Source organism: Micromonospora andamanensis, assembly GCF_016863495.1.
GTDB classification, from domain to species: Bacteria; Actinomycetota; Actinomycetes; order Mycobacteriales; family Micromonosporaceae; genus Micromonospora; species Micromonospora andamanensis.
Window position 1 is genome coordinate 12,733 of the sequence record NZ_BOOZ01000012.1, and the last position, 25,323, is coordinate 38,055.

Annotated in this window: 26 protein-coding genes and 1 pseudogene; 7 read left to right on the top strand and 20 right to left on the bottom strand. The window is 70.8% G+C overall.

The annotated features are described in order from the left end of the window. Positions 1–206: 206 nt before the first annotated feature. Positions 207–731: pseudogene (locus tag Van01_RS12615) on the bottom strand (transposase family protein); the annotation flags it as partial. A 216-nt stretch (positions 732–947) separates the two neighbouring features. Between Van01_RS12615 and Van01_RS12620 the strand changes: the two are divergent. Next, positions 948–1,415 carry an NUDIX hydrolase gene (locus tag Van01_RS12620; RefSeq protein ID WP_204006235.1) on the top strand — a complete coding sequence of 156 codons (468 nt, stop codon included), beginning with the start codon at positions 948–950 and terminating at the stop codon, positions 1,413–1,415. Between the two features lie 53 nt (positions 1,416–1,468). Here Van01_RS12620 and Van01_RS12625 read toward each other — a convergent pair whose 3' ends face one another. From Van01_RS12625 to Van01_RS12660, 8 genes are all read right to left on the bottom strand, one after another. Beyond that, positions 1,469–3,619, bottom strand: a complete 2,151-nt coding sequence (locus tag Van01_RS12625; RefSeq protein ID WP_204006237.1) for an SAM-dependent methyltransferase — start codon at positions 3,617–3,619, stop codon at positions 1,469–1,471. Continuing rightward, positions 3,616–4,716 carry a monodechloroaminopyrrolnitrin synthase PrnB family protein gene (locus Van01_RS12630; RefSeq protein WP_204006239.1) on the bottom strand — a complete coding sequence of 367 codons (1,101 nt, stop codon included), beginning with the start codon at positions 4,714–4,716 and terminating at the stop codon, positions 3,616–3,618. Before Van01_RS12630 ends, Van01_RS12625 begins: the two co-directional genes overlap by 4 nt. Positions 4,717–4,841: 125 nt before the next feature. Beyond that, on the bottom strand, positions 4,842–5,420 hold the full coding sequence (locus Van01_RS12635) for a dihydrofolate reductase family protein (protein ID WP_204006241.1): 579 nt from the start codon (positions 5,418–5,420) through the stop codon (positions 4,842–4,844). Beyond that, positions 5,417–6,616, bottom strand: a complete 1,200-nt coding sequence (locus Van01_RS12640; protein ID WP_204006243.1) for an RNA polymerase sigma factor — start codon at positions 6,614–6,616, stop codon at positions 5,417–5,419. The genes Van01_RS12635 and Van01_RS12640 overlap by 4 nt, the downstream gene beginning before the upstream one ends. A 17-nt stretch (positions 6,617–6,633) precedes the next feature. Beyond that, on the bottom strand, positions 6,634–6,987 hold the full coding sequence (locus tag Van01_RS12645; RefSeq protein ID WP_204006245.1) for a YciI family protein: 354 nt from the start codon (positions 6,985–6,987) through the stop codon (positions 6,634–6,636). Between the two features lie 39 nt (positions 6,988–7,026). Next, positions 7,027–7,440 carry a DUF6069 family protein gene (locus Van01_RS12650; RefSeq protein ID WP_204006247.1) on the bottom strand — a complete coding sequence of 138 codons (414 nt, stop codon included), beginning with the start codon at positions 7,438–7,440 and terminating at the stop codon, positions 7,027–7,029. A gap of 174 nt (positions 7,441–7,614) precedes the next feature. Then, a complete protein-coding gene (locus Van01_RS12655; protein ID WP_204006249.1) occupies positions 7,615–8,220 on the bottom strand; it encodes a YdeI/OmpD-associated family protein in 606 nt (201 codons plus the stop codon). A gap of 9 nt (positions 8,221–8,229) precedes the next feature. Beyond that, positions 8,230–9,192 (bottom strand): SDR family oxidoreductase, encoded by a 963-nt coding sequence (locus Van01_RS12660; RefSeq protein WP_204006251.1) that lies wholly within the window; start codon positions 9,190–9,192, stop codon positions 8,230–8,232. Between the two features lie 201 nt (positions 9,193–9,393). Between Van01_RS12660 and Van01_RS12665 the strand changes: the two genes are divergently transcribed. Continuing rightward, positions 9,394–10,254, top strand: a complete 861-nt coding sequence (locus Van01_RS12665; protein ID WP_204006254.1) for a helix-turn-helix transcriptional regulator — start codon at positions 9,394–9,396, stop codon at positions 10,252–10,254. 73 nt (positions 10,255–10,327) lie between these two features. On the opposite strand, the gene Van01_RS12670 is transcribed toward Van01_RS12665, so the two are convergent. After that, positions 10,328–10,726, bottom strand: a complete 399-nt coding sequence (locus Van01_RS12670) for a winged helix-turn-helix transcriptional regulator (protein WP_204006256.1) — start codon at positions 10,724–10,726, stop codon at positions 10,328–10,330. 110 nt (positions 10,727–10,836) lie between these two features. On the opposite strand from Van01_RS12670, the gene Van01_RS12675 reads away from it, so the two are divergent. Further along, complete coding sequence (locus Van01_RS12675; protein WP_204006264.1) at positions 10,837–11,754, top strand: NADP-dependent oxidoreductase; 918 nt, start codon at positions 10,837–10,839, stop codon at positions 11,752–11,754. A gap of 81 nt (positions 11,755–11,835) precedes the next feature. Here the strand turns inward: Van01_RS12675 and Van01_RS12680 are convergent, their stop codons facing one another. Beyond that, positions 11,836–12,525, bottom strand: coding sequence for an alpha/beta fold hydrolase (locus Van01_RS12680; RefSeq protein WP_204006266.1), 690 nt, complete (start codon positions 12,523–12,525; stop codon positions 11,836–11,838). Between the two features lie 215 nt (positions 12,526–12,740). Here Van01_RS12680 and Van01_RS12685 point away from each other — a divergent pair, with 215 nt between their 5' ends. After that, a complete protein-coding gene (locus tag Van01_RS12685; RefSeq protein ID WP_204006268.1) occupies positions 12,741–13,145 on the top strand; it encodes a VOC family protein in 405 nt (134 codons plus the stop codon). Positions 13,146–13,279: 134 nt separating this feature from the next. Beyond that, positions 13,280–14,353: a histidinol-phosphate transaminase gene (gene hisC, locus Van01_RS12690; protein ID WP_204006270.1), complete on the top strand. Its 1,074-nt coding sequence runs from the start codon at positions 13,280–13,282 to the stop codon at positions 14,351–14,353. 111 nt (positions 14,354–14,464) lie between these two features. On the opposite strand, the gene Van01_RS12695 is transcribed toward hisC, so the two are convergent. The 4 genes from Van01_RS12695 to Van01_RS12710 form a co-directional block, all read right to left on the bottom strand. Next, on the bottom strand, positions 14,465–15,850 hold the full coding sequence (locus tag Van01_RS12695; RefSeq protein WP_204006272.1) for a rhodanese-like domain-containing protein: 1,386 nt from the start codon (positions 15,848–15,850) through the stop codon (positions 14,465–14,467). 61 nt (positions 15,851–15,911) lie between these two features. After that, positions 15,912–16,328 (bottom strand): carbonic anhydrase, encoded by a 417-nt coding sequence (locus Van01_RS12700; RefSeq protein ID WP_204006274.1) that lies wholly within the window; start codon positions 16,326–16,328, stop codon positions 15,912–15,914. Positions 16,329–16,330: 2 nt separating this feature from the next. Then, positions 16,331–18,094, bottom strand: a complete 1,764-nt coding sequence (locus Van01_RS12705; RefSeq protein WP_204006276.1) for a SulP family inorganic anion transporter — start codon at positions 18,092–18,094, stop codon at positions 16,331–16,333. Beyond that, positions 18,091–18,678: a rhodanese-like domain-containing protein gene (locus tag Van01_RS12710; RefSeq protein WP_239099039.1), complete on the bottom strand. Its 588-nt coding sequence runs from the start codon at positions 18,676–18,678 to the stop codon at positions 18,091–18,093. Before Van01_RS12710 ends, Van01_RS12705 begins: the two co-directional genes overlap by 4 nt. A 165-nt stretch (positions 18,679–18,843) precedes the next feature. Here Van01_RS12710 and Van01_RS12715 point away from each other — a divergent pair, with 165 nt between their 5' ends. Beyond that, positions 18,844–19,110, top strand: coding sequence for a metal-sensitive transcriptional regulator (locus tag Van01_RS12715; protein ID WP_099846331.1), 267 nt, complete (start codon positions 18,844–18,846; stop codon positions 19,108–19,110). A gap of 45 nt (positions 19,111–19,155) precedes the next feature. Here Van01_RS12715 and Van01_RS12720 read toward each other — a convergent pair whose 3' ends face one another. The 4 genes from Van01_RS12720 to Van01_RS12735 form a co-directional block, all read right to left on the bottom strand. Next, positions 19,156–19,752 carry a DUF6518 family protein gene (locus Van01_RS12720; RefSeq protein ID WP_204006278.1) on the bottom strand — a complete coding sequence of 199 codons (597 nt, stop codon included), beginning with the start codon at positions 19,750–19,752 and terminating at the stop codon, positions 19,156–19,158. 71 nt (positions 19,753–19,823) lie between these two features. Continuing rightward, the gene (locus Van01_RS12725; RefSeq protein WP_204006280.1) at positions 19,824–20,480 is read right to left on the bottom strand and encodes a response regulator; all 657 of its coding nucleotides are present in this window, start codon (positions 20,478–20,480) and stop codon (positions 19,824–19,826) included. Continuing rightward, positions 20,477–21,844 (bottom strand): sensor histidine kinase, encoded by a 1,368-nt coding sequence (locus Van01_RS12730; RefSeq protein WP_204006282.1) that lies wholly within the window; start codon positions 21,842–21,844, stop codon positions 20,477–20,479. The genes Van01_RS12725 and Van01_RS12730 overlap by 4 nt, the downstream gene beginning before the upstream one ends. A 42-nt stretch (positions 21,845–21,886) precedes the next feature. Then, positions 21,887–24,010, bottom strand: coding sequence for a serine hydrolase (locus Van01_RS12735; protein ID WP_204006284.1), 2,124 nt, complete (start codon positions 24,008–24,010; stop codon positions 21,887–21,889). A 258-nt stretch (positions 24,011–24,268) separates the two neighbouring features. On the opposite strand from Van01_RS12735, the gene Van01_RS12740 reads away from it, so the two are divergent. After that, positions 24,269–24,928: a hypothetical protein gene (locus Van01_RS12740; protein ID WP_204006286.1), complete on the top strand. Its 660-nt coding sequence runs from the start codon at positions 24,269–24,271 to the stop codon at positions 24,926–24,928. An 18-nt stretch (positions 24,929–24,946) separates the two neighbouring features. On the opposite strand, the gene Van01_RS12745 is transcribed toward Van01_RS12740, so the two are convergent. Then, positions 24,947–25,321, bottom strand: a complete 375-nt coding sequence (locus Van01_RS12745; protein WP_204006287.1) for an ArsR/SmtB family transcription factor — start codon at positions 25,319–25,321, stop codon at positions 24,947–24,949. Between the last annotated feature and the right edge of the window lie 2 nt (positions 25,322–25,323).

Genomic DNA, 25,323 nt, shown 5'->3' on the forward strand with positions numbered 1-25,323 from the left:
AGAATCGGAACTCACCTCCCTCCCGTCCAGTGAGCGGAGCTGCTCGATGCGACGTGCCAGGGTCGCCGGCACGTGGTTCGGTTTCAGCCCGCGACGAAGGTGGCTGCTGCGGTGAGCCTATCGAAGGGTGTCTCGTAACTCGGCGGAGGCTTTGCCCGTCAACGGTGGTGTGGTCAACCGGGGAGGATGACGGTGCTGCTGGGGGCGTTGTCGCGGTCGCCGGTCCGCGGGTCGGCCAGGGCCACCACGAGGCGGGTGTGGGCGTCGATGGCGACCTGCAGGTTCGTCGAGCAGTGGCGGTGTTCATCCGGTGCCGTGCGGCGGCGGTTGCCGGTGGGGACGAGGGTGCCGTCGACGATCGTGAAGGTGTCGACCCGACGCCGCGGTAGCGGGGCCAGCGCCAGGCACGGGCCGAGGGCGTCGATGATCCGGTGCGCGGCGGAGTGTGACACCCCGAACAGCGGGCCGATCTGTCTGATGGTGAGGTTCGTGCGCCAGTACGCGGCGACCAGCAGCACCCGGTCGGCGAGGTGCAGCGACCACTGCCGGCCGGGTCGACCGTCAGCGACCGCGTCTCCGCCACGTTGCTCGACCAGCTGGACCAGCCGGCAGAACTGGGCGGGCTGCAACCCGGTGAATGGTAAGATCCACTCCCGGCGGGCCGGTGAGATCACCTGCGCCCCACCATCGTCGATGATCTCCCTAGCGGACAGTTGCCGGTTTTGAGGCATCCCTCACGACGACCTATCGGCAGGAGTTCGGGGCTGGAGCCTGGCGGCAGGGCTGGTGGCGTCAACCGGTCCGTTGCCCGAATGCGCTCCATGATGGGCGGCCGGGTGTTGCAGGCGGTTGCCATCGCACGTCAGGCGGTTGAGAATTCGTGCCAATGTGTGCACACGAATGGGCGGCTCGGTGAGCCGATTCCCGGGGCGGTCGGTAGGTGCCGGGTGAGCTTCCGGCTGGCCGCGTACGCCCTGTGCGTCACGGATGGCCGGGTGCTGCTCGCCCGCCACGAATCGCCGCGCGGCGGGACGACGTGGAGCCTTCCGGGCGGCGGGGTGGAGCACGCGGAGGATCCGTTCGACGCGGTGATCAGGGAGGTCGCGGAGGAGACCGGCTACGACGCGGTGGTCGAGCGTCTGCTGGGCGTGGACTCCCGGGTGATTCCCGCCGCTGAGGCGTGGTCGGGCCGGGAGCACCAGAACATCGGCATCTTCTACCAGGTCCGCATCACCGGAGGTGCGCTCCGGCCGGAGCCGGACGGAGACGTTGTCGAGTCGGTCTGGACTCCGATACCGGCGGTGGCGCAGCTGCGCCGGTCCGCCCTCGTCGATGTCGGTCTGGCGCTGGCGCGGACGCGTCCGGCCACCGGCCACGTCCCTCCGGTGCCGGCCGGCGGCCTCATCCAGCACTGAGCACGGTGGCCGTGGCTGCGCTGGCGGGCCGTTGCGGAGTGGCCGGTGCACGCTCAACTCACGTGTGCCCGCGCCACCCAGTGATGGTCGTGGGGCGGGCAGAGTCGTTCGGGTGGCGAGGGCAGCCACGGGCACTCGCCGGCGTGCAACTGCCGCAACGTGTAAGCCTCTGCCGTCCAGCCCTGGTGGCGCAGGAAGTCGCCCAGGTCGTCGAAGCCCAGTTGGAACGCGGACCCCCGTGACTTCATGAAAGTCAGGAACGTCTCGTTGACCGGATCCGTGTAGAAGTCGGTGTGCGGTGCGTCGACGAGCAGGACAGAACCACGTGTCGACATCTTCCTGACCGTCCCGATCAGCCGGGTGAAGTCCTCGATCTGCAGGTATGGCAGCAACCCTTCGATGATCCAGACCGTGGGGCTGTCCGGTTCGTAGCCGGCTGCCAGCAACCGCTGAGGCCACGTCTCGCGGCGTAGGTCCTCGCCGAGTGAGACGCGTCGGCAGGCCAGCTGGTCCCGGACCGGTTCCAGCAGTCGCTCCTTGGCCTCCAACTGGCCCGGCAGGTCGATCTCGAAGAACCGGGTACGGGCGGGAAGCGCCAGGCGCCAGGCGCGCGTGTCGCTACCTGCGCCCAGGCAGACCACCTGGGCGATGCCATCCGCAGCAGCCTCAAACAGTGCGATGTCACCGAAGCGGGCGCGAACGATCACCGATCCGATGGTGCCGCCGACGGCAAGCGCCGCGTCCGCCATCCTCCGGGACCTGGGCGTGCTCAACAACGCCGCGTACCGGTCCACCAGGTAGGCGTCGGCACGATCGTGCTCCATGGCTCTGATGACGGCGGTGATGAAGCTGGTCTCCTTCACGGCCTCGGTGTCCGTCGCCCCGCCCGCCCCGGAGCTGTCGTCCCGTGGGTCGCGCTGACGTCGATCGACGGTGAGTGACGGTCGTGAGTTGACCCAGTCCTGATCGAACTGCCCGGTCCGGGCGTAGCCGCGCGAGATCTCGGTGAGTTCGTCCTCGCTGAAGACCTCGCTGACGTCGTCGAATCCGTGGGGCGCCCGTTGGTGAGCCAGGGTGATCACCTTCTCGGGTCCCATGGAGCGGTTCGCGTGCTGCAGTTCCGTCATCTGCGGGCGGCGCTCGTCTTCGTAGGCCCGCAATCCGCTGCCCACCTCCGTGTGGGTGGCCAGGTGCCAGGACAACACGCGGGCATCGACGATGGCCTGGGTGGCCCCGTTGGACCCGGCCGGATACATCGCATGGGCGGCGTCGCCGACGAGTGTCACGTTGTTGAAACTCCACTGTGGCACGGGGTCACGGTCGATCATCGAATACTGTTGTACGTCCGCGGTGTCACCGAGCAGGCGCGGCAGGTCCACGCCGGGTGGCGCCCAGCTTCCGAACTGGCGCAAGACGGCCGCGCGCCGCTCGGCGACGCCCGCCGCATCGCGCTGGAGCGCATCGGCCTCGCTGTCCGGCCAGGCGGCGACCCAGTTGATCAAGCACCTGCCCGGGGTGTCGTCCCTGTCGATCGGGTACAGGACGAGTCGCCGCCGGTCGTCGCCGAGCACCGCCATTGTGCTTCCGGTCAGGAACTCCGGCCCCCAGGCGGTCCCTCGGAACATCGTCACACCGTTCGACGGCGGTGGCCCCTCCGCCGGGTAGAACGCCGCCCGGACGGCCGAATGGACCCCGTCCGCGCCGATGAGCAGCTCCGTCTCGACGACCCGGGTCGAGCCGTCCCGGTCCATGACGGTCGCGTACGCCCGACCCGGCTCGGAGTGCAGTCCGACGAGCCGAGCGTCGGTGACGACGGCGCTGTCACCCAGGCGTCGCCGGACCTCGTCAGCGAGGACCGTCACGAGTCGTGCGCGGGAGATGGAGAGTTGCGGCCATCGGTAGCCCGCCAGAGTGCCACGGTCCTCGCGCCAGACGAGATCACCGCGAGGGTTGTACATCGCCAGTTCCCGGGTACGGACAGCGTGCTGCTGCAGCTCGTCGAGCAGTCCGAGTTCAGCGAGTTCCCGGACGGCGTTGGGCAGGATGTTCAGGCCGAGGCCGTGCGGGCGCAGCTGTGGTTCGGCCTCGAAGACCGTGACCCGGTTGAATCCGGCCGCGTGCAGACTCACCGCGGTGGCCAGTCCGGCGACCCCGGCTCCGACAATCATGATGTCCACTGTCGACAACTCACCCTCGTACGTCACGGCAGCTGCACCCGCTGCCCAGCGGTGGCATTGAGCATGGCGCTGTTCTTTCTGGTGAGGGCGAGGATCTCCTCAAGGAGCCCCACGCTTCCTCCACCGCTGCCCAGTTCGTAAAGCCGGAGTTCCTCCTGGTAGGCGCGCCGTGCCATGACCAGATGCTTGCCGCGAAACGCGGTGAGCGTCTGGAGGGCGTGCCGCAGGCTTCTCGCACTGGACTCCACGTGCTCGTCGGCCGAGGACGTGCCGGGACCTTCGAGGGCCGCCACGACCCGGGACGTGACGGACGGCGTCCCCGCCCACTCCGCGTACCGCTGCTGCCACTGTGGGAGGGTCTGCGACGCCACCTCGGCGCAGAACTGGAGGTAATCCGGGCTGCCGCGATCGGAGGCCCACAGGAGCAGGTCGATCAGGAAAATCGGAATGTGCGCCGCCGCCGGGCCCATGTACGCCCGGCCCCCGACACGTACGTCCTCGTAGAACGGCCTGAGCACACGCGCGAAGAACTCCGGCGCCACTGTCACCCGGACACCGCTCATCACCGTGTCCGCGACCGCGATGTGCGAGGTGAGCGACGCCAGCCGGTCCGCGTGGGTCGGCGCGGCCGGATCCTCGTCGAGGAGCGAACGCCCGATGTCGACGGCGCGGGCGAGGTGCGGCACGCAGGTGCGTACCGCGTTGATCAGGTTGCGTTCCATCGGATGGCCCGTGTAGAGCCGTTCACGCTCACCGATCGGATTCCAGGACGTGTAGTGGTAGACCGTGTCGCGCGGGATCATCCGGGTACGCCGCCCCAGCAGCTGGAAAGACCTGGCCGCGCCGGGCACGGCCTCGAATGCGGACACTCCGTGCCGCTGCAGACTGCCGAGATACATGCCCAGGTCCCGCATGGCGGCAAGACACTCGGTGGTGGTGAAAGCCGCGATGCTCGCCTCGGAGGGCAGGGCACCGCCGAGCGCCCGCACCAGCGCGGCGACATCGGCGGCCATGTTCAACGCCGGCAACGCGCGAAGATCGTCGTCCAACCTCAGCGGATCGAGCCTTCTGATCTGCTCGTTGTTCTCCTCGGAGATGACATCCACATCTGCCCTGCGGTGCACGTGAACCCTTCCCCCGGCGGATCCAGCGATCCCTAGATTCGAGCAGGAAGTTCTCGTGCCGCACCGATACCTGACAGAGCCTTGACAGATTGCCGCGCGGTCCGCTCCGGGCGCGTCGGGTCGAGTCAGACGTGCCGGGTGGGTCGGTAGGTGAGTTCCTGGGTGCGGCCGTCGAGGGTCCGGCTCTCGATCAGCTCCAGGTCGAAGTCGGCGGCCCCCTGGAAGATCGGTTCCGTGCCGGTCTGACCGGTGATCACCGGAAAGATCGTCACCTGGACGCGGTCGACCAGACCTGCGGCCATCAGCGCCCGGTTCATCGACAGGCTGCCGTGTGACCGCAGGGGCACGTCGGACTCCTCCTTCAGCCGGGCGACGACGTCGACGGCGTCGCCGCGGGCGACAGTCGCGTCCGGCCAGTCGAGGGGAGTGTCGAGGGTGTTCGACACCACTGTCGCCGGGAGGTTCCGCATCCGGGTGACCCAGGCGTCCCGTACCTCGGACTCCTCGGTGCTCTCGGCCAGCAGCCGCGCGAACACCCGGTACGTGTCGGCGCCGAAGACCATGCGCTGCTCCGCGCGGTACGCGGCGAGACGGTGCGCGAGCAGTTCGGGCCCCTGCTTGCCCCAGTAGCCGCCCCAGTCGCCACTTGTGGTGCCGAAGCCGTCGAGGCTGGCGAAGACGTCGAAGGTGTAGGTGACGGTCATGATGTTCTCCTCGGATCGGTGAGTTCGGTGCGACGCCGCTGTAGGTGGGCGCGTTCGGTCTCGTTGGTGGCCAGCGCCGCGGCCTCGTCGTAGGCGGCCCGGGCCGCCGCGTGGTGGCCGAGCCGGGCCAGCAGTTCGGCGCGGGTGGCGGGCAGCCGGTGGTAGCCGGGTAGGTCGATGTCCTCAAGCGCGGCGAGGGCCACCGCCGGTCCGTGCACCTCGGCCACCGCGACCGCGCGGTTGAGCGCGACGACCGGGGTGGGCGCCAGCGCAAGCAACTGGTCGTACAGTGCCAGGACCTGTCGCCAGTCGGTGGCGGCGCCGTCGGTGTGCACCGCGCTGATCGCGGCCTGGATCTGGTACGGCCCGGGCCGGTTGCGCCGCAGGCAACGACGGACCAGGTCGTGACCCTCGGCGATGAGGGCGCGGTCCCACAGTGACCGGTCCTGGTCGGCCAGCGGGACCAGGTCGCCGGTCGGGCCGAGCCGGGCGGGGCGGCGTGCCTCGGTCAGCAGCAGCAGGGCGAGCAGGCCGAGGACCTCGGGTTCGTCGGGCATCAACGCGGCGAGTTCGCGGGCGAGCCGGATCGCCTCGGCGCACAGGTCCGTCCTGATCAGCGGCCCGGTGGTGGCGGAGTAGCCCTCGTTGAACATCAGGTAGAGCACGGTGAGCACGGGCGGCAGTCGATCCGGCAGCTCGTGTTCGGCGGGTACCCGGTACGGGATGCCGGCGTCGCGGATCTTCTTCTTGGCGCGCACGATCCGCTGGGCGACTGTCGCCTCCTGGGTCAGGTAGGCCCGGGCGATCTCCGGTACGTCGAGGCCACCGAGGAGGCGGAGGGTGAGAGCGGTGCGCGCGTCGGGGGCGAGCGCCGGGTGGCAGCAGGTGAAGATGAGGCGTAGCTGGTCGTCTTTCACCGGTCCCACCTCCTGGGGTTCGTCCGGTTGGTGCAGCAGCAGGGCCTCGGCGTGCCGGGCCTCGCGGGTCGTCTCCCGACGGAGCCGGTCGACGGCCCGGTTGCGCGCGGTGGTCACGATCCAGGCGCCCGGGTTCGGCGGTGCGGTCTGCCATTTCTGCAACGCTGTGGTGAAGGCGTCCTGGACCGCCTCCTCGGCCAGGTTGATGTCGCCGAGGAGGCGGGTCAGGGTGGCGACGCAGCGGCCGTACTCCGCGCGGTAGATGCTCGCCAGGTCCATGTCGGTGACCGGCCGGTTCAGGCCTGGGACAGGTCGTCGAAGGGGCGTACCTCGACCGGCCCGCAGGTGGCCGCGCACTTCTCGGCCCAGGCCAGCGCCTCGTCCAGGTCGGCGCACTTGATGACCCAGAAGCCGGCGATGTGTTCCTTCGTCTCGGCGAACGGGCCGTCGCTCATGGTCGTGCTGCCGTTCTCGATCCGGACGACTGTGGCGCTGTCCGGCGACACGAGGCCGCCACCGAAGACCCAGGCGCCGGCGGCCTGCATCTCGTCGTTGATCCGACCGGTCTCCCTGAACATGGTCTGGATCTCGTCGTCGGACGGTTCAGGCGCGCCCTCGACGACATGCACTGACAGCAGGTACTGCTTCATTGGGGTCCTCCGGTGTCTCGACTGTGGATGAGGGACAGGTCAGACGGCCAGGCGGCGCGCGACCGCGGGGATCACGATCGTGGCCGCGACCAGGTGGGTGAGCATCAGCAGCGCCCTGGTGGCCGGACCGGCGTCGACGATCACGTCCGGCAGCAGCGACAGCACGGTCAGCGCCACGGTGGTGCGGACGAACGTGCGCCGTGGACGCCTGGCGAAGCGGGACAGCAGCGCGGCGATGGCCACGCCGACAAGCGAGAAGACGGCGGTCAACACACCGAACCCGGCGACCGGGATCGGGGCACCGGCGATGTCGAGGCTGACGCCCGCCATATTGCCGGCGGTGGCGACGGCCATCGTGGCGGCGCTCGCGGCGGCCGTGGCGAGCAGGCCGGTGCCGATCAGCGCACCGGTCGTCGGCGTGGCGGTGTGGCTTGTGGTCGCCGTGGTGCTCATGGTGCCCTCCAGGAGGCGTGCCGTCCGGCTCGGTGCCGGGCTCTCACCAGAGCTACGAAAGGGACCCACCCCGATCGACAGGTACGCCAAGATTTTTCTGAGCACGTTCGACCCGGCGCTACGGGTATGGCGGTTATTGGTCAGAGCGGGCGAATACGACGACCAGGGTGTCGATCACGGCGAGGGCTGGGGCCGGGCCTTCTGCGGATAGATCGTCTCGTGACGGGCCAGCATGGCGACGAACTCGCTGATCTTCCGCTCGCGGGTCTGCGCCCGTTTGACGCCGTTGACGCGGTGGATGAGCGCGAACCGGTTGGTCCTGGTGAGGACGTCGAACATGGCCTGGGCGGCGGGGTCGGCCGCGATGGCGGCGAGGAGGTCGGCGGGCACCTCGGCCTCCGAGGGCGGCGCGTAGGCGGCAGCCCACCGGCCGTCCGCCTTCGCGGCTTCCACAGCGGCGCGGCCAGCGGGCCGCATCCGCCCCTGCGCCTCCAGCCGGGCGACGTGGGCGACGTTCCGTTGCGACCAGGAGCTGCGGGGTCGGCGAGGGGTGAACCGGATCCAGGAGGTCTCGTGGTCCCGCTTGCGGGCCTGCCCGTCGATCCAGCCGAAACACAGGGCCTCGTCGACCGCCTGCTGCCAGGTCAGCGAGGTGACCGAGCCGCCCTTCCTGGTCAGGGCCAGCCAGACACCTGGCGACGAGGCGTGGTTGGCCGACAACCAGGCGCGCAGCGCGTCGGCGTCCGCCACGATCAACTCATCCAGCTCGGCGCTCGCCATGACGGCAGACTAGTGCGGTGGTCCGACACGCTCAGTCGGGAAGGACGCGCCGGTGAGTTGCTCCGAGACCTGCCAGACGCGCCGGGCCTCGTCCTCGCTGCGCAGCCGGGAGTAGAGAGCCTGTTCGGCGGGTGCGCCGGACAGGTTCCGGAAACCGCTCGGACCGTAGCAGCGGCCGCCACGCGCGTCCGGGGAGGTGGCGGCGAACAGGGCCGGCAGCAGCGCGGTCTCGACAGTGCCGACGAGGACGCCGAGTCGGGAAAGCGCGCGGATGAGGCGTACGCCGGCGGTGTCCTTCGTACGGCCTATCTCAGGACGTGCGGCGAGCAGGCCCGTCGGGGCGATGCCGGGGTGGGAGATGTTGCTGGTGATCCCCCAACCCTCGGCCCGACTGCGCCGGTCCAGTTCGAGCCCGAACAGACCGAATGCGATCTTGGACTGGCTGTACGCGCGGAAGCGGTCGTAGGACTTTTCGCAGTTCAGGTCGTCCCAGTTGATGGCGTGTTGGTTGGCGGCGATGCTGATCTGCGAGGTCACCCTGGCGTGTCCAGCGCGCAACAGCGGCAGCAGCTGGGAGACCAGGGCGAAGTGGCCGAGGTGGTTGCAGCCGAACTGCAGCTCGAATCCGTCAGCGGTGAGCTGTCGATTCGGCGGGGTCATCACCCCGGCGTTGTTGATCAGAATGTGTATCGGGCGGTTCTCGTCCCGTAGCGTGGCACCGAGCGCGGCGACCGAGGTCAGTGATGACAGGTCAAGGTCCCGCAGGGACACGGTGGCGCCGGGGTGCTGCTGCCTGATCCGCGCGAGAGTCGCTTCGCCCTTGTGCCGGTTGCGGACCGGCAGGACGACCTCCGCGCCGGCGGCGGCGAGGCGGGCCGCCAGAACCTGTCCGACGCCATCGCTGGCACCGGTGACGACTGCGAGTTTTCCGGAGAGGTCGGGAACGGTCAGGTGCGGCGTGCTGCGTGCCATGTGTCGACTCCTGGTATCTCGGGCGCTCCCGCTCGGGCTGCCATCCCCAGGCTGCGTCCGCTTCGCGCGGTTATCCACGGCCTGCCGATCCGAGGCTGGCCGGGCCGGCCAGTGGGTAAGGGGGGATCGACGGTCCGAGGCTGCGGCCGGCCGCCGGTGATAGAACGAGAGGAGGACCGTTGACCAGGGCTGGAGGCAGCGATGATCGATCGGGCCGGCCTCGCCGAGTTCCTGCGTCGACGTCGGGAGTCACTCCAACCCGAGGACGTCGGTCTTCCGCGCGGGCACCGGCGGCGGACCTCCGGCCTGCGCCGCGAGGAAGTCGCGTCGCTCTGCCACATCTCCACCGACTACTACAGCCGCCTGGAGCGGGAGCGCGGACCTCAGCCGTCCCCGCAGATGATCGCCTCGCTCGCGCAGGGTCTGCACCTCTCCCTCGACGAACGCGACCACCTGTTCCGCCTCGCCGGGCACAACCCGCCCGCCAGAGGCGCGAGCAGCGAACACGTCAGCCCCGGCCTGCTCCGCGTCCTGGACCGGCTCACCGACACTCCCGCCGAGATCGTCACCGAACTCGGCGAGACCCTGCGGCAGACACCGCTCGGGGTCGCGCTCACCGGCGACCTGACGCGGTACACCGGGCCGGCCCGCAGCATCGGCTACCGGTGGTTTACCGACCCGGACCAACGGGCTCGGTACCACCCCGACGACCACGCGTTGCACTCGCGTGTCTTCGCCTCCGGGCTTCGTAGAGTGGTGACTCTGCGTGGTCCCGATTCGTCGGCCGCCCAGCTCCAACGGCTCCTGGCGGCCGAGAGCGACGAGTTCCGGGCCGCCTGGCAGGAACACGAGGTCGGCGTCGGCTACCAGAACGTCAAACGGTTCATACACCCTGAGCTCGGTCTTCTCGAACTCACCTGTCAGACGCTTCTCGACCCCGAACAGTCGCACTCGCTTCTGGTCTACACCGCTGTCCCCGGCAGCGAGAGTCACCAGAAACTCCAGCTCCTCTCCGTGATCGGAGCCGAACACCTCACTTCCTGGCCGCCGTCGAGCGGGTGACCCCGGCGGGCTGCTCGGGCCGCAGTGACCCCGGCGGGCTGCTCGGGCCGCGGTGACCCCGGCGGACGCGAGGTCAGGAGCGTGCGTCGAACTGCGCACGGGCCTGGAAGACCCGATCCATGTGCGTCTCCGCCCAGGTCTTGATCGCGACCATCAGCGGGAGCAGGTCATGACCGATCGGGGTGAGCGCGTAGTCGACGCGGGCTGGCACCGAGGCGGTCACGGTGCGGGTGACCAGACCGTCGCGTTCCAGTGTGCGCAGGGTCTGGGTGAGCATCTTCTGGCTGACGCCGGCGATGCGGCGGGCGAGTTCGCTGTGCCGCTGCGGGCCGCCGGCCAGTGCCGCGATGACGAGCGCCGCCCACTTGTCGGTGAGCGTGCTCAGCAGTTCCCGGGTCGGGCAGACGGCCAGGAACGCGTCGTAGTCGCGTTTGGCCTGTTCCCGTCGCTGTCCGGCGGTCGTCGTCGCCATCTTCCACCACCTCGCCGGTGCCCTAGGCACTTACAGGTACCTACTTACTGACAGTTCCTAACGATACCTACCGTGGTGGCGTCAACGGCACTGAGTGGAAGGACGCGGCGATGCGCGCAGTCAGCTATGCACAGTTCGGGGGGCCGGAGGTGCTGCACGTGGTGACGGATCTGCCGGTGCCGCAGCCGGGACCGGGGCAGGTGCGGGTACGGGTCGCCGCGTCCGTGCTGCACCCCGTCGATCTCATGATCCGTGCCGGCAGGTTTCCGGCGCCCCTGCCGGTGGAGCTGCCGTACGTCCCCGGGTGGGACGTGGCGGGGACCGTCGACGCGGTCGGTCCGTCGGTCACCGGCTGCACAGTGGACGACCAGGTCATCGGTTTCTCACCGTGGCTGCGCACCACCGTCGGTGCGCACGCGGAGTACGTGGTCCTCGATGCGGCGTGGCTGACCGCCGCACCCGACGGGGTTCCCGCCCCTGAGGCCGCGACCCTGCCGACAAACGGCCTCACCGCCGCCCAGGCACTCGACCTGCTCTCGCTCCCCGCGGGCTCGTCCGTGCTCGTCACCGGCGCCGCCGGGCAGGTCGGCGGGTTCACCCTGGCGTTGGCCCGGGTCGCCGGCCTGCGCGTCACCGGGCTGGCCGGCGACGGCGACCGCGAGTTCGTCGAGTCGCAGGGCGCGACGTTCGTGCCCCGCGCGGACGGTCCGCCCGGGCTGCCGACCGGCAGTTTCGACGCGGTTGTCGACCTGGCCGTGATCGGCCCGTCGCTGCTGGACCTGGTCCGCGATGGCGGCGCTTTCGTGGCGGCCTCGCCGCCACTGCGCCCGGAACCGGTACGGGGAATCCGGACGTACGCGCTGGACGTGCTGCCGGACGGCACCCGGCTGGGCGAGTTGGTGAAACGTGTGGAACGCGGGGAGATCCCGCTACGGGTCGCCGGGGTCTACCCGTTCGCCGACGCGGCAGCCGCCCACGAGCGGCTGGCCCGAGGCGGCGTGCGGGGCGGGGTCGTGATCGTGCCCTGACCCGCCCACCGCTACACAGCCGTGGTGTGGCGGGAGGTGCGGGGGCAGGAGGCCCTGCCGGTGGTGCCGGCGGGGCCTCGTTCATTCGCCGAGGAACGCGACGAGGGCTCTGAGGTACTCGGCTGGCATGGTCTCGTGAACCAGGTGCCCGGCGTTGATCGTCGTCATCCGGACGTCGGCCAGACGGTCGGCGAGTTCGACGATGTGCCGCTGGGGCACCGGGCTCGCGGCTCCACCGGCGATGAGCAGCGTGGCTGCCGTGATCCGGCCGACGATGTCGGCCCATCCTGGATCCGGATCGTCGATCTGGGGCCTGATCTGCTCCACCATGTGCCAGTCGAACGGCAGCTCTCCCTCGGGACGGTCGGGAAGTCCCGGCGGTCGCGGGTGCGGGAACCCGATGTCCTCGAGCACGAGTTTGCGGACGTGCCCCTGCCCTGCGGCGGCCACCCGGCAGGCCACCAGGCCACCGAGGGAATGACCGACCAGATCCACCGGCCCGAGGTCCAGCCGGTCCAGGATGCCGATGACGTCCTGCGAGAACAGATCCATGCGGTAGCGACCGGGCCAGGCACTGTCACCGTGGCCCCGCAGGTCGACGGCGTACACCGGGCGCTCACCGTGAAGGCCCGAGGCGATCACATCCCAGTCGCCTGCGGTCCTGCCGGTGGCGGGTAGCAGCACAACCGGGGTGTTGTGCTGGTCGGCGGCCCGCCAGACCCGCAGTGCGAAGCGCAGATCTCCGACCAGGACGTCCATTCGCTCGGGCACACCCCGAGCATCTCCGACCGTCGTCGGCGGACGCAAAGCGATCCGCCGTGGGCAGAAACCGTGCTGCCCACGGCAGGTCCGCCTCACCGTGACAGAAGGCGGGAAAGCATGTCACCGCGCGTCCCGTCCGTAGCGGCAGCGGATGTGCCGGTTGACCTGAAGTGCGGTTCAGCATGGATCGTGGTCGGGGGACCGGAAGGAAGGTGCGATCTCAGTTGATCAACCCGACGGCGGCGATCCGCCTCGCCCGACCCAGCAGGCACCTGGCGGACACCGAACGGTTCTACGTACAAGGGCTGGGGTTGCACGTGCTCTACCGGGTGACCGCCGCGTCCCCGGACGAGCATGACCTGGTCATGCTCGGCTGGCCGGAAGCCCCATGGCATCTCGAGCTGGTCGGCGGATCGAACCTTGACGCCTTCCCGTCGCCGACCGCCGAGGACCTGCTCGTGCTGTACCTGGCCACGCCTGTCGACGAGGCCATGATCAACAGGCTGGAGGCGGCCGGCGGCCGGCAGATCACGCAGAGCGCGTACTGGGACCGGTGGGGTGTGACGGTGCAGGATCCGGACGGCTACCGACTCGTGTTGTCGAGCCGTGCCTGGTCCAACGCCACCTGAGCCAATGGTCTGGTCGGCAGTTCGACCGTGCCGCCGGCCAGGTCGATGCCCACGCACCGGCGATCGGTCCCGGTGGGCGGTACCCTGCGCCTACCGGGACGGACCCGGCCCGGCCGGAGAGGATCGCGCAGCTCGTGGACGACATCGTTTCGCTGGTCAGGCCCGAGATCTACGCGATGCGGCCGTACAGTTCGGCGCGGGTCGAGGCCGAGCAGGCCGTCCGGATCCATCTCGACGCGAACGAGAACCCCTATCCGCCGTACCCGGGCGGGCCCGAACAGGAGGGCCTCAACCGGTATCCGGAACCGCAACCGCCGTCGCTGCTGCGCCGGTTCGCCGAGATCTACGGGCTGCCGGTGGCGCAGCTCTTCCTGTCGCGCGGCGCGGACGAGGCCATCGACCTGCTGGTCCGGGCGTTCTGCGCGGCCGGCCGGGACGGCATCCTGATCACACCGCCGACCTTCGTCATGTACGAGACGGCCGCGGCCATCCAGGGCGCCTCGGTGACCGAGGTGCCGCTGCTGGCCGGGTCCTACCAGCTCGACACCGAGGCGATGCTCGCCGCCTGCGACGCCGACCCGGGGATCAAACTCGTCTTCGTCTGTTCACCGAACAATCCGACCGCCAACCTGATGGACCGGGCGGCCGTGCTGCGTCTCGCCGAGCGGTTGCGCGGCCGGGCGATAGTGCTGGTGGACGAGCTCTACCTGGACTACTCGGGTCGGCCGTCGCTGGCCTGCGACATCGCCGATCATCCCAATCTCGTCGTGGTGCGTTCGCTGTCCAAGGAGTACAGCCTGGCCGGTGAGCGCTGCGGAATCACGCTGGCACACCCGGAGGTGGTAGGCGTACTGCGTCGCATCATGCCGCCGTACCCCCTCACCGTCACCGCGATCCGTGCGATCGGCGCGGCGGTCTCGCCCGCGGGCCTCGCCTACGGGCGGCGCAACATCGACCGCATCGTCGCCGAACGGGACCGGGTGCGACACGCCCTGGCGCAGCTGCCCACCGTGATCGAGGTGCTCCCCTCGGACGCCAACTTCCTGCTGTTTCGTACCGATGATCCGCAGCGGCTGTGCGCCGCCCTCGCCGCACAGGGCATCAGATTGCGGGACCGCAGCAACGTGATCGACGGCGGCGTCCGGCTGTCGATCGGCACCCCCGAGGAGAACGACGACCTGCTCCGGGCCCTCAAGCTCCACGGCTGAACCGGTCCTGGCCGTCGTTCCCGGGCCGACCGCCACGACTGGTGCCGGAGATCGGGCCGGGGTGCGGGTGCGGCCGCTGCCGGTGGCAACGGCCACACCGCACCGGGGGGCTCAGGCTGCGGTAGGGTGCCGCAGCGCCTGCCAGGCGCCGTAGCCGCCGAGCAGGTCGGCGACGTCGGTACGGCCGGCGGCCCGCAACAGGCTGGCGGCGACGGAGGAGCGGTAGCCGCCGGCGCAGTGCACGACGACGGGCTTGTCGTCGGGCACCTCGTCGAGTCGCCGGGGCAGTTCGGCGAGCGGAATGTGCAGCGAGCCGTCGATGGCGCCGTTCTCGCGTTCCCCGGCGTTGCGCACGTCGAGCACGCGCGGCGGCTCGGCCCGGTCCAGGGCGTCGCGCAGCTCGGTGGCGGTGACCCGGCTGGCCGGGGTCAGCTCGGCGACCATCTCGCGGAACGCGTCCTCGGGCTCGGGCAGGTACCCGGTGACATGGTCGAAGCCGATTCGGGCGAGGCGGGTCACGACCTCCTCCTCGCGGCCCTGGTGGGCGACCACGAGGATGGTGCGCTCGGGCGCGACGACGCTGCCGGCGGTCTCGGCGAAACGGCCGTCGGCGGGGATGTTGATCGCACCGCGAAGGTGTCCGGCGGCGTACTCGTGCGGGTCGCGGGTGTCGACCACGACGGCGCCGTCGGCCCGGGCGGCGAGGAACTCGGCGGGCGTGAGCGGTCGGGCCGGGCGCGCGTGGTCGAACAGCTCGCGGGCCTTACGGTTGAGCACCGCGTCGAAGGCGAAGTATCCCGGTGCCGCCGGCTGACCGCCGGTGACCAGGGCGACGAACTGTTCCTCGCTCATCGGCGCGCAGGCGTAGTTGGTGCGGCGCTGCTCGCCGATGGTGGACTGCCGCTCGGTCGACAGGTTCTTGCCGCAGGCCGAGCCCGCGCCGTGGGCCGGGAAGACCCGTACCGCATCCGGCAGGGCCATCAGCTTGCGGTGCACGCTGTGGTAGAGCATGCTGCCCAGCTCGTCGGCGGTCACGCCGAACGAGGCGAGCAGGTCGGGCCGGCCCACGTCGCCGATGAACAGCGCGTCACCTGTCAACACCCCGTACGGGACGGTGTCGTCGGGGTGCTCGTACACCAGCACGCTCACCGACTCCGGGGTGTGGCCGGGGGTTTCCATGATCTGGAGGGTCACCCCGCCGAGGCTGATCCGGTCGCCGTCGGTCAGCTTGCGGATCGGGTACTCGGTCTCGGCGCGTCGGCCGTAGCCGATCCAGGCGCCGGTCGCGGCGGCCACCTCCAGGTGGCCGGCGAGGAAGTCGGCGTGGAAGTGGGTGTTGATGACGCCCTCGATGGTCAGTCCACGGGCCTGGGCGTCGGTGAGGTACTCGTCGATGTCGCGGCGCGGGTCGACCAGGATCGCCCGGCCTGTGGTGTCGTCGGCGATCAGGTACGACGCCTGGGACAGGCAGTCCAGGTAGTACTGGGTGAACAGCACGGTCAGCTCCTTGCTGGGTTCGGTTCCTCTATACCCCTGGGGGTATCTGACGGGCAGAGTTTCACGATCCGGTAGTGGGCGGGGTCACCTCCGCGACAAGTTCGGGCGCCCAGCACCGGTGGCCGCAGGTGCCGGCGTGTACGGCGAGGATGCGGGTGCCCGGCAGCCGGGCGGCCAACCGGGACAGACCGGTACGCAGTTGGCGATGATGCTCCGCCACGCTCACCGGGTTGCCCGCGCAGTCGGAGTGCCCGGCGACGACAAGGGTCGCGCTGCCGTGGGCCCGCTGGGAGATCCGCACCTTGTCCAGCAGGGCGTCCAGCCCGGCCTCGCCGGTGGTGGCCAGCACCGCCTCCGGCCCGGGCTCGGTGATGGTGTCGAGGTAGTCGACGTCGAGATGCCGTCTCACCCACTCGTCGAGGGGGCGCTGGACGCGGCCGTCGATACAGCTCAGCAACGTGGCGAACCGGTCGGGCACGGCTAGAACACCTCCTGTGGTGAGGGTGGCCGCGCGGGCGTGTCGCCCACCTGGTGTGCCACCCTTGCGCCGGTGGCTGCCAGCGCGGCGGTGAGGTCGGCGTGCACCTGGCCGTCCCCGTGCATCGTCTGCCACCCGCCGGCCCGGCCGAGCAGGTCGCGCACCGGCCCACGGACCGTCGCCAGGTGCAGCGCCACGCCGTGGGCCGCGAGACGCTGGCGCAGCTCGGCGACGGCATGGGCACCGTCGGCATCGGTGTCGCTCATCGCGCTCGCGTCGAGCACCAGTGCCGTCAGTTCCGGCCGCTGCTCGGCCAGGCCGAGCAGCCGGTCCTCCAGGAACTGGGCGTTGGCGAAGTACAGCGGTCCGTCCACCCGGACGATCGCGACCCGAGGGTCGGTGACCAGGCCGGCGTAGCGCGCCACGTTGCGGTACGTCTGCGTGCCCGGCACCCGGCCGAGTTCGGCCAGGTGCGGCCGGGCGGAGCGCCACAGGAACACCGCCAGGCCGAAGGCCACACCGGCGGCGAGACCTGGCTCGACCCCGAACAGCAGGGTGACCACGAAGGTGAGGGCGAGGGTCAGACCGTCCGAGCGGCGGGTCCGCCACGCGGTCACCGCCGACCGGCGGTCGACGAGCCCGAGCACCGCCACCACCACGATCGCGGCGAGCACCGCCTTGGGCAGGTGGTGGAAGGCCGGTGTCAGGAACACCGCGGTCAGGGCCACCACCAGGGCGGTGACCACGCTGGCCACGGGCGTGCGTGCCCCGGCGGAGAAGTTCACCGCACTGCGGGAGAAGCCGCCGGCCACCGGGAACGCCTGGAACAGGCCGGCCGCGACGTTTGCCGAACCGACAGCCGCGAGTTCCTGGTTGGGGCTGATCTGCTGGCGGCTGCGCGCCGCGAGGGACTTGGCCACGGCGATGCCCTCCATGTAGGCGACAAGTGCGATCGCCACGGCCGCCGGCAGCAACGCCGCCACGTCCGAGCCGCCGAGCGCGGGGACGGCCGGCGCGGGCAGCCCACCGGGAACCTCGGTGAGGATCCGTACGCCCTGTGTACCGAGGGAGAACCCGGCGCTGACCGCCGTGATGCCCGCCACCACCAGCAGGGCGCCTGGCAGTTTCGGCAGGTAGCGGCGCAGCAGCAGCAGGCCGGCGACGCTCGTCAGGGAGACCAGGACCGTCAGCGGATGGACGGTGGTGACCGACCGCCAGATCGACGCGGCGATCTCCGGAAACGTCTCCGCGCGCCCGGCGTCGAGGCCGAGCAGGTCTTTCACCTGGCTGGCCGCGATGACTATCGCGGCGGCGGAGGTGAAGCCGGACAGCACCGAGTGGGACATGAAGTTGACCAAGGCACCGAGCCGGAGCACCCCCATCAGCACCTGGATCGCGCCGACCAACAGGGCGAGCAGGCCGGCGAGGGCCGCGTACCGGGCGGGGTCGCCGTGGGCCAGGGGCGCCAGTGCGGTTCCGGTCATCAACGCGGTGATCGCCACCGGCCCGACGGCAAGCGATCCGGAACTGCCCAGCAATGCGTAGACAAGCAGCGGCACCACCGAGGCGTAGAGCCCGGTCACCGGGGGCATGCCGGCCAGCGCGGCATAAGCCATGCTCTGCGGGACCAGCATGACCGCCACTGTCACCCCGGCGATCAGGTCGTGGCGCAGCGTACGGCGGTCGTAGTGGCGCAACCACCCGAGCAGGGGCACCACCCGGGCCGGGCCGGAGCGGTCCTGCCGGACGTACTCCGAAGCGTTCATGCCTGCTGCCGCTCGTTGCGCAGGCGGGCGAGGGACTGGTCCACGTCACAACCGGCGCCGCGGTTGTAGGGCAGCCGGGACAGCATCGCGCCCATCGCGCAGGTGTCGGTAAGCGCCGCGAAGGTCAGGCCGGCGCCGATGAAGCCGGCCACGAACCGGGCAGCGGGCACCCAGACACTGGCCACCACGGCGAGCAGGACGAGACCGCCGGCGACGAGGCGGACCTGGCGTTCCAGGCTCCACCGCTGGCGGCCGCGCTCGACAGGTCCGCCCGCGGCGACCCAGGCGTTCATGCCACCGGTGATGACCGTGGCGTCGGTCAGGCCGGCGCCGGCAAGTCGGGCGCAGGCCGCGGTGGCCCGGCCGCCGGACTGACACATCAGCAGGATCCGGCCGCCCGCGTCGTTGACGATCCGACCCAGGTGCGCGTCGACCTGGTCGAGCGGCAGGTTGATCGAGGCGGGGACGTGCGCGGTCTCGAACTCGCCAGGGGTACGCACGTCGACGATCAGCACGTCGGGGTTGTTGGCGATCAGTGCTCGTGTGGTCGGCACGTCGATGGTCGGCGAACTGCTGGTGGTCACGGAACACTCCATCCTGAGTTTCGGCGACATACCCCGGGGGGTATCTGGTTCCGAGTATTGACCAGGGATCGGAGAATCGCAAACGGCCGCCTGTGGTGCTCTCGACCACCGGTCGGGAAATACCCCCGGGTGTACTGTTGTTCGACGAGCCGGAAGGGGTGGGGGATGCAGGTCGACGAGGACGCGGTAGGTGACGTGGTCAAGCGACTGCGCCGTGCCGAGGGGCAGATTCGTGGTGTCATCGGCATGCTCGAGGACGGCCGGGACTGCGCCGAGGTGGTGACCCAGCTGGCGGCGGTATCGCGCGCGTTGGACCGGGCCGGATTCAAGATCATCGCGAGCGGGCTGGAGCAGTGCGTCAGCGGCTCCGCCGGGGAGGACCGCAAGGCCAACCTCGAACAGATGGAAAAGCTCTTCCTGTCCCTCGCCTGAGTGCCGCCGCCGGGCGCCCGCGCCCGGGAGGTCGCTGGGTGGGGTTCAGCGGAAGCCGGCCAGCAGGAATGCCGCCAGGCCCGCGAGCGCCAGCGGTAACGCCGCGACGAGCGCCAGCGCGCGTTGCCGGTTCGTACGCCCGGCCAGGGCGAGGACCAGCAGGCCGAGCGCGATCCTGATCAGGGCGTCCCAGACCGGATCGTCGCCGTAGTCGGGCTCGCCGATCCGGCGGATCTCCAGGCCGGCCTCGGCGAACAGCACGGCTGCCGGCAGGGCGGGGCCGACCACCTGTCGCCAACCCGGCCCGCGCGTCCACACCCCGGCGATGCCGAGGAGCATCCCGGCGAGGACACCGAAACACATCCAGAGAAGGGATGTCGGTGCCCACAGCACCGCCCAGTCGTCGCCCTGCACCAGCGCCGCCGTGACGTAGTAGCTGGGTACCGCGATCACGAGCCCGGCGGCGGCACCGATCGCCGCGCGCAGCCGGCCCGACCGGACCCAGCAGCCGAAGACGAAGGCGGCAACCGCCCACACCGCACTGGAGTTGCCCAGGTTGCCGACGGCATACGGCAGATACTTGATCCAGAGAAAGTCGACAGAGCCGAGCAGCGCGCCACCCAGGACGGCGGCGAGCGCCACGTGTCGGTTGCCGGGTTACGGTCGCATGGCAGGCGAGCATACTGGGTATGCAGCCGGCGGCGCGCCTGGGGTCAACGTGGCGCGACGCCGTTGCGGTAGGCCCAGACGACAGTCTGGAGCCGGTCCCGTACGCCGATCTTCGCCATCGCGCGGCCGAGGTGCGACTTGACCGTGCTGGTCTCGATGAACAGCTCGTCGGCGATCTCGACGTTCGACAGCCCTCGGGCGAGCAGGCCGATGATCTCGACCTCCCGCGCGGTGAGCTGGTGCGCCGCTGCGGCATCGGTCGCCGGTGCCGGGGTACGGCGGGCGAACTCGGTTATCACGCGTCGGGTGACGGCCTGGTCAACCAGCCCCTGCCCGTCGGCGAGGCGGCGGACCGCCTCGATCAGCTCCTCCGGCTCGCAGTCCTTGAGGATGAAACCGCTGGCGCCGGACTCCAGCGCGCCGAAGACGTACTCGTCGAGGTCGAAAGTGGTGACCACCAGCACGGCCGGCGGCGACCCGACCGCCTCGGTGACGATCCGGCGGGTCGCGGTGAGCCCGTCGCCACCGGGCATGCGTACGTCCATGCAGATGACCTCCGGGCGGAGCCGGCGGGCCAGCTCGACGGCCGACGACCCGCTCGACGCCTCACCCACCACCTCGATGTCGCCGGCCTGTTCGAGGATGACGCGGAAGCCGGCCCGCACGACCGACTGGTCGTCGACGAGCATCACTGTGATCATCTCTGGTGGTCTCCGTTCACGGTCGCCGTCGCCCCGGTGGCGCGGGCATCGTCTGTCGTCGGCACCGTCACCGTGACCGACCACCCGCCGGTCGCCGTCGGGCCGGCGGCGAACTGCGCGCCGATCAGGTGCGCCCGCTCGCGCATACCCACCAGACCGACCCCACAGGTGTCCGAGGATCTGGGCTCGGGCCGCCGCGTCGGCCGGTCGTTACGCACCTCAAGGGAGACCTTGCGGGGCAGGAAGCGCAGCTCCACGCGGACCGGCGCGCCCGGGGCGTGCTGGCGGGCGTTGGAGAGGGACTCCTGGACGATCCGGAACAGCGCGACGTCGGCGATCGGCGGCACGTCGCGGTGCTGCCCGTCCCGGACGAACTCGACGGGGCTGCCGAGCTGCCGGGCGTCGCGTACGAGATCGTCGAGCATGGCCAACCCGGGCACCGGAGCGTTGTCGTCGCTGTCGCCGGGCCGACCGCGCAGCACGCCCACCACGAGTCGGAGATTGTCGAGGGTCTCCTTGCCCTGGGAGCGGATCCAGCTCACCGCCGCCTTCGCCGCCGACGGGTCAGGATCGATCAGCCGCTCGGCCGCCGCCGCCTGCACCACCATGCCGGACAGGTGATGGGCGGCGACGTCGTGCAACTCCCGGGCCATCCGGGCACGTTCCGCGCCGATCGCGGCGCGCACCGTGGCCTGCTGCGCCCGCACCGCCTCGTCCGCCCGGACCCGCACCAGGTGCAGGTAGCGCCGGTAGGTGGCCACGTAGCTGCCGAGGAGGACCAGACCGACGTAGACCAACGCGCTTGTGGCAAGGTGTCCGACTGTCGTGGCGAGCGGTCCCGGGCCGGGCCCGCCGACGACGAAGTCGGCCGCATCGGCAGCCCGCACCGCCACCGCCACACCTGACGTCTCCACCACCACGGCCGCCCCGGCAGCCAGCAGCGCGATGCGCACCGGCAGCACCACGCCGACTGTGTACGCCGCGACGAACGGCGCGATGCCGCGGATCGCCGCCTCCGGCACCGAGAGGACGATGACCGCCACCTGGACACTGACGACGAGCGCGAGGCAGAGCAGTGGCCGGACCCGACGCAGGCACAGCAGCATCGCCTGCCCGGTGCACAGGGCGATGACCAGCCAGACCCGCGCCGGGCTGAAGGTGAGCCCCTCCGCAGGCGCCACGAACCGGAACAACAACGTCAGACCAAGAAACGTCAGTACGGTGAGCAGTGCCGCGAGCAGGCAGTCCCGAGCGAATCGGCCGGTCACCCCGGCCCGGGTCAGTCGCTCGTCGAACCACCTGGTCAGCCGGGGTGGGCCCGGGACGTCGACGGCGTCCGTGACGGTGCCGCTGTGGTCGGACATGCGTTGGCCATCCTCGCTCCGGGGCATCCCGGTTCGTGTCGGTCAGTAGGAGATGCTAGGGGCCAGCAACCTGAACTCGACGGCGAACCAACCCGTGCCAGCCAGCGCGAGCAGCACCGCGACGCTGCCGGCGATCCGTTGCCAGCCGGCCCGGCGGCGGAGGTCGTCGACCAGCCGGACGGCGGCCGGGAGCACGCCGAGCAGGCCGATCAGCTGCATCAGCTGCACCACGCGCAGGCTCGCCTCGGGAACCTCCCGCAGGCCCATGATGCTGACCACGCTCACCGTCCAGCCGGCGAGGGCGAGCAGCGCACCGGCCACGGCGACCCGGGTGAGGACCCGGGCGGTCCGGCCGGCCCGGTTCCGGGGTGCGCGACCGAGGCGGCGGCGGACGACGGCCCGTACCGGCCAGGAGAGAACCACGAGCAGCAGCACGACAGTGGACGTGGCGAGCACCGTCAAGACAAGTGCCGAGTCGCGTTCGGCCGGCACCGGCAGCAGCGCGAACGCGGAGTCGAAGCTGATCGCCGCCACCTGGCCGTCGGCCACCCGCATCGCCACGGTTCGCTGCCCGCCGACCTCGCGCCACACCCACGGCGAGACCTCCTCGTACACCGCGGGAGTGTCGGACAGCGGCGCGGGCTCGAACAGCAGCCGGTCGCCGTCGGTGACGCTGACAGTGGTACGCCCGACCAGACCCATCAGGGTCAGGAAGTTGCTGTGCACCGTCCGCGAACTCTCGTACGTGCCGGCGGCCAGCTGGGCGTGCTCGGCCGAGGTGGCCGCGTCGACACCAGCGGCCGGTCGCGTACGCCCGGCCGGCTGCGTGCCCTCGGCCGGCTGCGTGCCTTCGGCGGCCTGCGTGCCTTCGGCCGGTTGCGTGCTTTCGACGGGCTGCGTGCCCTCGCCCGGTTGGGTGGGCTCGGCCGGGAAGTAGCGGTCGGCGAAGCCGTTCAGCACGGCCTGCCGCAGTTCGTGGCTGCCCAGCGCGCTCTCCCCGGTGCTGTTCAGCGAGAGGTAGATGCCGGTCCGGTCGTCGGGGTAGAGCTGGAGGTGGGAGTGGAAGTACAGGGTGTCCCCGCCGTGCCCGAGGATGCGGTGCCCGTTGCGGTTCTCCTCGAAGTAGCCGAGCGTCATCCGGGGGCCGTCGGCGAGCGTGCCCAGCGAGTTCGCGTCGAGCGCCGGACGCTGCATCAGCTCCCGCGTGGCCGGGTCGAGCAGCGGCGCCTCGCCCACCTGTTCACCCAGTTGGGCGAGCATGAACCGGGCCATGTCCGTCGCCGGGGCGCTGAGCGCGCCGGCCGGGGGAGTTCCCACGATCTCGAACGGCGCGGCGGGCGCGCCGACTCGTTCGTACCCGTTGGACATTCGGTCGCTCAGCTGAGCCGGCAGCGGCTGTTCGAAGCTGGACGAGGTCATGCCGGCGCGGGCCAGGACGTTGCCGTAGACGTACTCCTCGAAGCGGGTGCCACTGGCCCGCTGCACGATGTACCCGGCCAGCGCGTTGCCGTAGTTGGAGTAGGCCGGCACCGTGCCCGGCTCGTAGATCTGCTCCGGCGGGTCGTCGGCCAGGGCGGCCCGCAGGTCGACGTCGGTGCCGGCGGTGCCGATCAGGCCGGCGATCCGCTCCTCGAATCCGGCGGTGTGGGTCAGCAGGTGCCGCAGCGTGACAGCCTGCGGATAGCGGCGCGGCACGGTGAAGTCGAGATACTCGGCGACGTCGGTGTCCAGGTCGAGCGTGCCGTCCTGCACGAGTTGCAGCACCGCCGTGGCGGTGACCAGCTTGGACACCGATCCGACCCGGAACAGGTGCCGGTCGGGGTCGACAGGTACCGCGTCCGTACCGTCGTCGCCGGTGTCGGCGTGTCCGTATCCCCGGGCGGTGAGGATCTCGCCGTCCCGGACCACGGCGACGCTCGCCCCCGCGACGCCGGTGCGGGCCAGCGCGGCCGGCAGCAGCCCGTCGAGCCAGGTGTCGACGTTCGCGCCGGTAAGCGCGGCCGGGGCGGCTGGCGCGGGGGCGGGTGGTGCCGGGTCGGTCTGCGACGTGCCGCACCCCGCCACCGTCGCGGCGACGGCGACCGCCGTGGCCAGGGCCGCGCCGATTCGTACGCGACGCGAGAGGTGTCGGGGTGAGCGGGGTCGGGTCACGGTCTCGTGGGTCACGGTCCGCTGCCACCTTCCGGGCCGCTTGGGTGTCCGGAGAGGTTCCGTACGACGTCCCCTGGGGCCTGGTGCCAGCCTGCGCGAGCGCCGTCGGCGCGACATCTGGCGCAGGACGGCATTCGACTTACGACCTGAGTAGCAACCCGGACGCCGCCGCATACCTGCGCCGCCTCCCGGGTACGTCGATCAAGGAGGACGGCCGTGGGGGCGCGGTATGCCGACCAGAGGGACCGGCGCGGCCGGGATGAGGAGCGAGGAATGTCGATACGAAACTGGTTCGCCGGAGCGGGGCTGGTGGCGTTGGCCGTCGGGGCCGCAGGCTGCGGTGGAACGAGTGCGACAGACGAGGTCTCCGCGTCACCGACGGCCACCGGTACGCCGATCACCGAGGTGACCCCCACCGGAGCACCCACGCCCACGGCCTCGGAGTCGGCCAGCCCGGCGCCGACCGCCACCCCGGCGGTGCTGTCCGGCACCCGCCAGATCACCATCACCCGGGTCGACGGGTTCGAGGCGGGACTGTCGTTGACCGATGACGACCGCCTCGCCGAGGTGGACGACGACAGCGGCCGGCAGTTGTTCGTGCCGACCCCGCTGACCGGGCAGAACTTTCTGATCAAGTCGTACCGTTCGGCCGGTGGTGGCCCCGGCACCGGCGAGCCGGTCTGCTGGCAGGCGCTCAACCCGGGCGGCGGCCGGCCGCTGGTGGTGGAGGGTGCCGCCTGCCGGGAGGGCGAGCCACGGCAGCAGTTCACCATCTCCGCCGCCGACGCGGACGAGGGCTTCCTGATCAGCAACAACTCGGCCTACCTGCGGACCTCGCGGGACTCCGGGCTGATCCTGGAGGAGCTGGGCGACGCGCCACCCACGAGCAGCTTCCGGTTCAACGACAACGGGCCGGCGCCCGACCGAAAGTGATCGCCCCGGCGCGCCCGGTCACCCGTCCCGGTGGCCGGGCGCGCGGCTTTCCAGGTCGCTCTTGAGCGTGGCCAGCAACCCCACTGCGGCGCTGGCGTAGTCGCCGATCCACCGGTCGTGGATGTGCTTGATCGGTAGCGGGTCGAGGTGGTTCCACCGCTCGCGGCCCTTGCGCTGGGCGATGACCAGCCCGGCCGCCTCCAGCACCCGCAGGTGCTGCATCACCGTGCAGCGGTCCAGCTGCGGGAACCGTTCGCAGAGATCACCTGTGGTGCGTGACTGGTCCTTGAGCGCGTCGAGGAGTTGCCGCCGGGTGGACGACGCCAGCGCCTTGAAAACGCGGTCCTCATCGACCGGATCCGGGCGGGAAGGCTCGCCACGACGACTCGACATGT

Excerpts from the sequence above, each read along its gene's own strand:
- Van01_RS12635 (WP_204006241.1), bottom strand. The coding sequence starts at position 5,420 with ATGACCGTCACCTACACCTTCGACGTCTTCGCCAGCCTCGACGGCTTC.
- Van01_RS12640 (WP_204006243.1), bottom strand. The coding sequence starts at position 6,616 with ATGGACCTGGCGAGCATCTACCGCGCGGAGTACGGCCGCTGCGTCGCC.
- Van01_RS12645 (WP_204006245.1), bottom strand. The coding sequence starts at position 6,987 with ATGAAGCAGTACCTGCTGTCAGTGCATGTCGTCGAGGGCGCGCCTGAA.
- Van01_RS12650 (WP_204006247.1), bottom strand. The coding sequence starts at position 7,440 with ATGAGCACCACGGCGACCACAAGCCACACCGCCACGCCGACGACCGGT.
- Van01_RS12655 (WP_204006249.1), bottom strand. The coding sequence starts at position 8,220 with ATGGCGAGCGCCGAGCTGGATGAGTTGATCGTGGCGGACGCCGACGCG.
- Van01_RS12660 (WP_204006251.1), bottom strand. The coding sequence starts at position 9,192 with ATGGCACGCAGCACGCCGCACCTGACCGTTCCCGACCTCTCCGGAAAA.
- Van01_RS12665 (WP_204006254.1), top strand. The coding sequence starts at position 9,394 with ATGATCGATCGGGCCGGCCTCGCCGAGTTCCTGCGTCGACGTCGGGAG.
- Van01_RS12670 (WP_204006256.1), bottom strand. The coding sequence starts at position 10,726 with ATGGCGACGACGACCGCCGGACAGCGACGGGAACAGGCCAAACGCGAC.
- Van01_RS12675 (WP_204006264.1), top strand. The coding sequence starts at position 10,837 with ATGCGCGCAGTCAGCTATGCACAGTTCGGGGGGCCGGAGGTGCTGCAC.
- Van01_RS12705 (WP_204006276.1), bottom strand. The coding sequence starts at position 18,094 with ATGAACGCTTCGGAGTACGTCCGGCAGGACCGCTCCGGCCCGGCCCGG.
- Van01_RS12715 (WP_099846331.1), top strand. The coding sequence starts at position 18,844 with ATGCAGGTCGACGAGGACGCGGTAGGTGACGTGGTCAAGCGACTGCGC.
- Van01_RS12725 (WP_204006280.1), bottom strand. The coding sequence starts at position 20,480 with ATGATCACAGTGATGCTCGTCGACGACCAGTCGGTCGTGCGGGCCGGC.
- Van01_RS12730 (WP_204006282.1), bottom strand. The coding sequence starts at position 21,844 with ATGTCCGACCACAGCGGCACCGTCACGGACGCCGTCGACGTCCCGGGC.
- Van01_RS12740 (WP_204006286.1), top strand. The coding sequence starts at position 24,269 with ATGTCGATACGAAACTGGTTCGCCGGAGCGGGGCTGGTGGCGTTGGCC.
- Van01_RS12745 (WP_204006287.1), bottom strand. The coding sequence starts at position 25,321 with ATGTCGAGTCGTCGTGGCGAGCCTTCCCGCCCGGATCCGGTCGATGAG.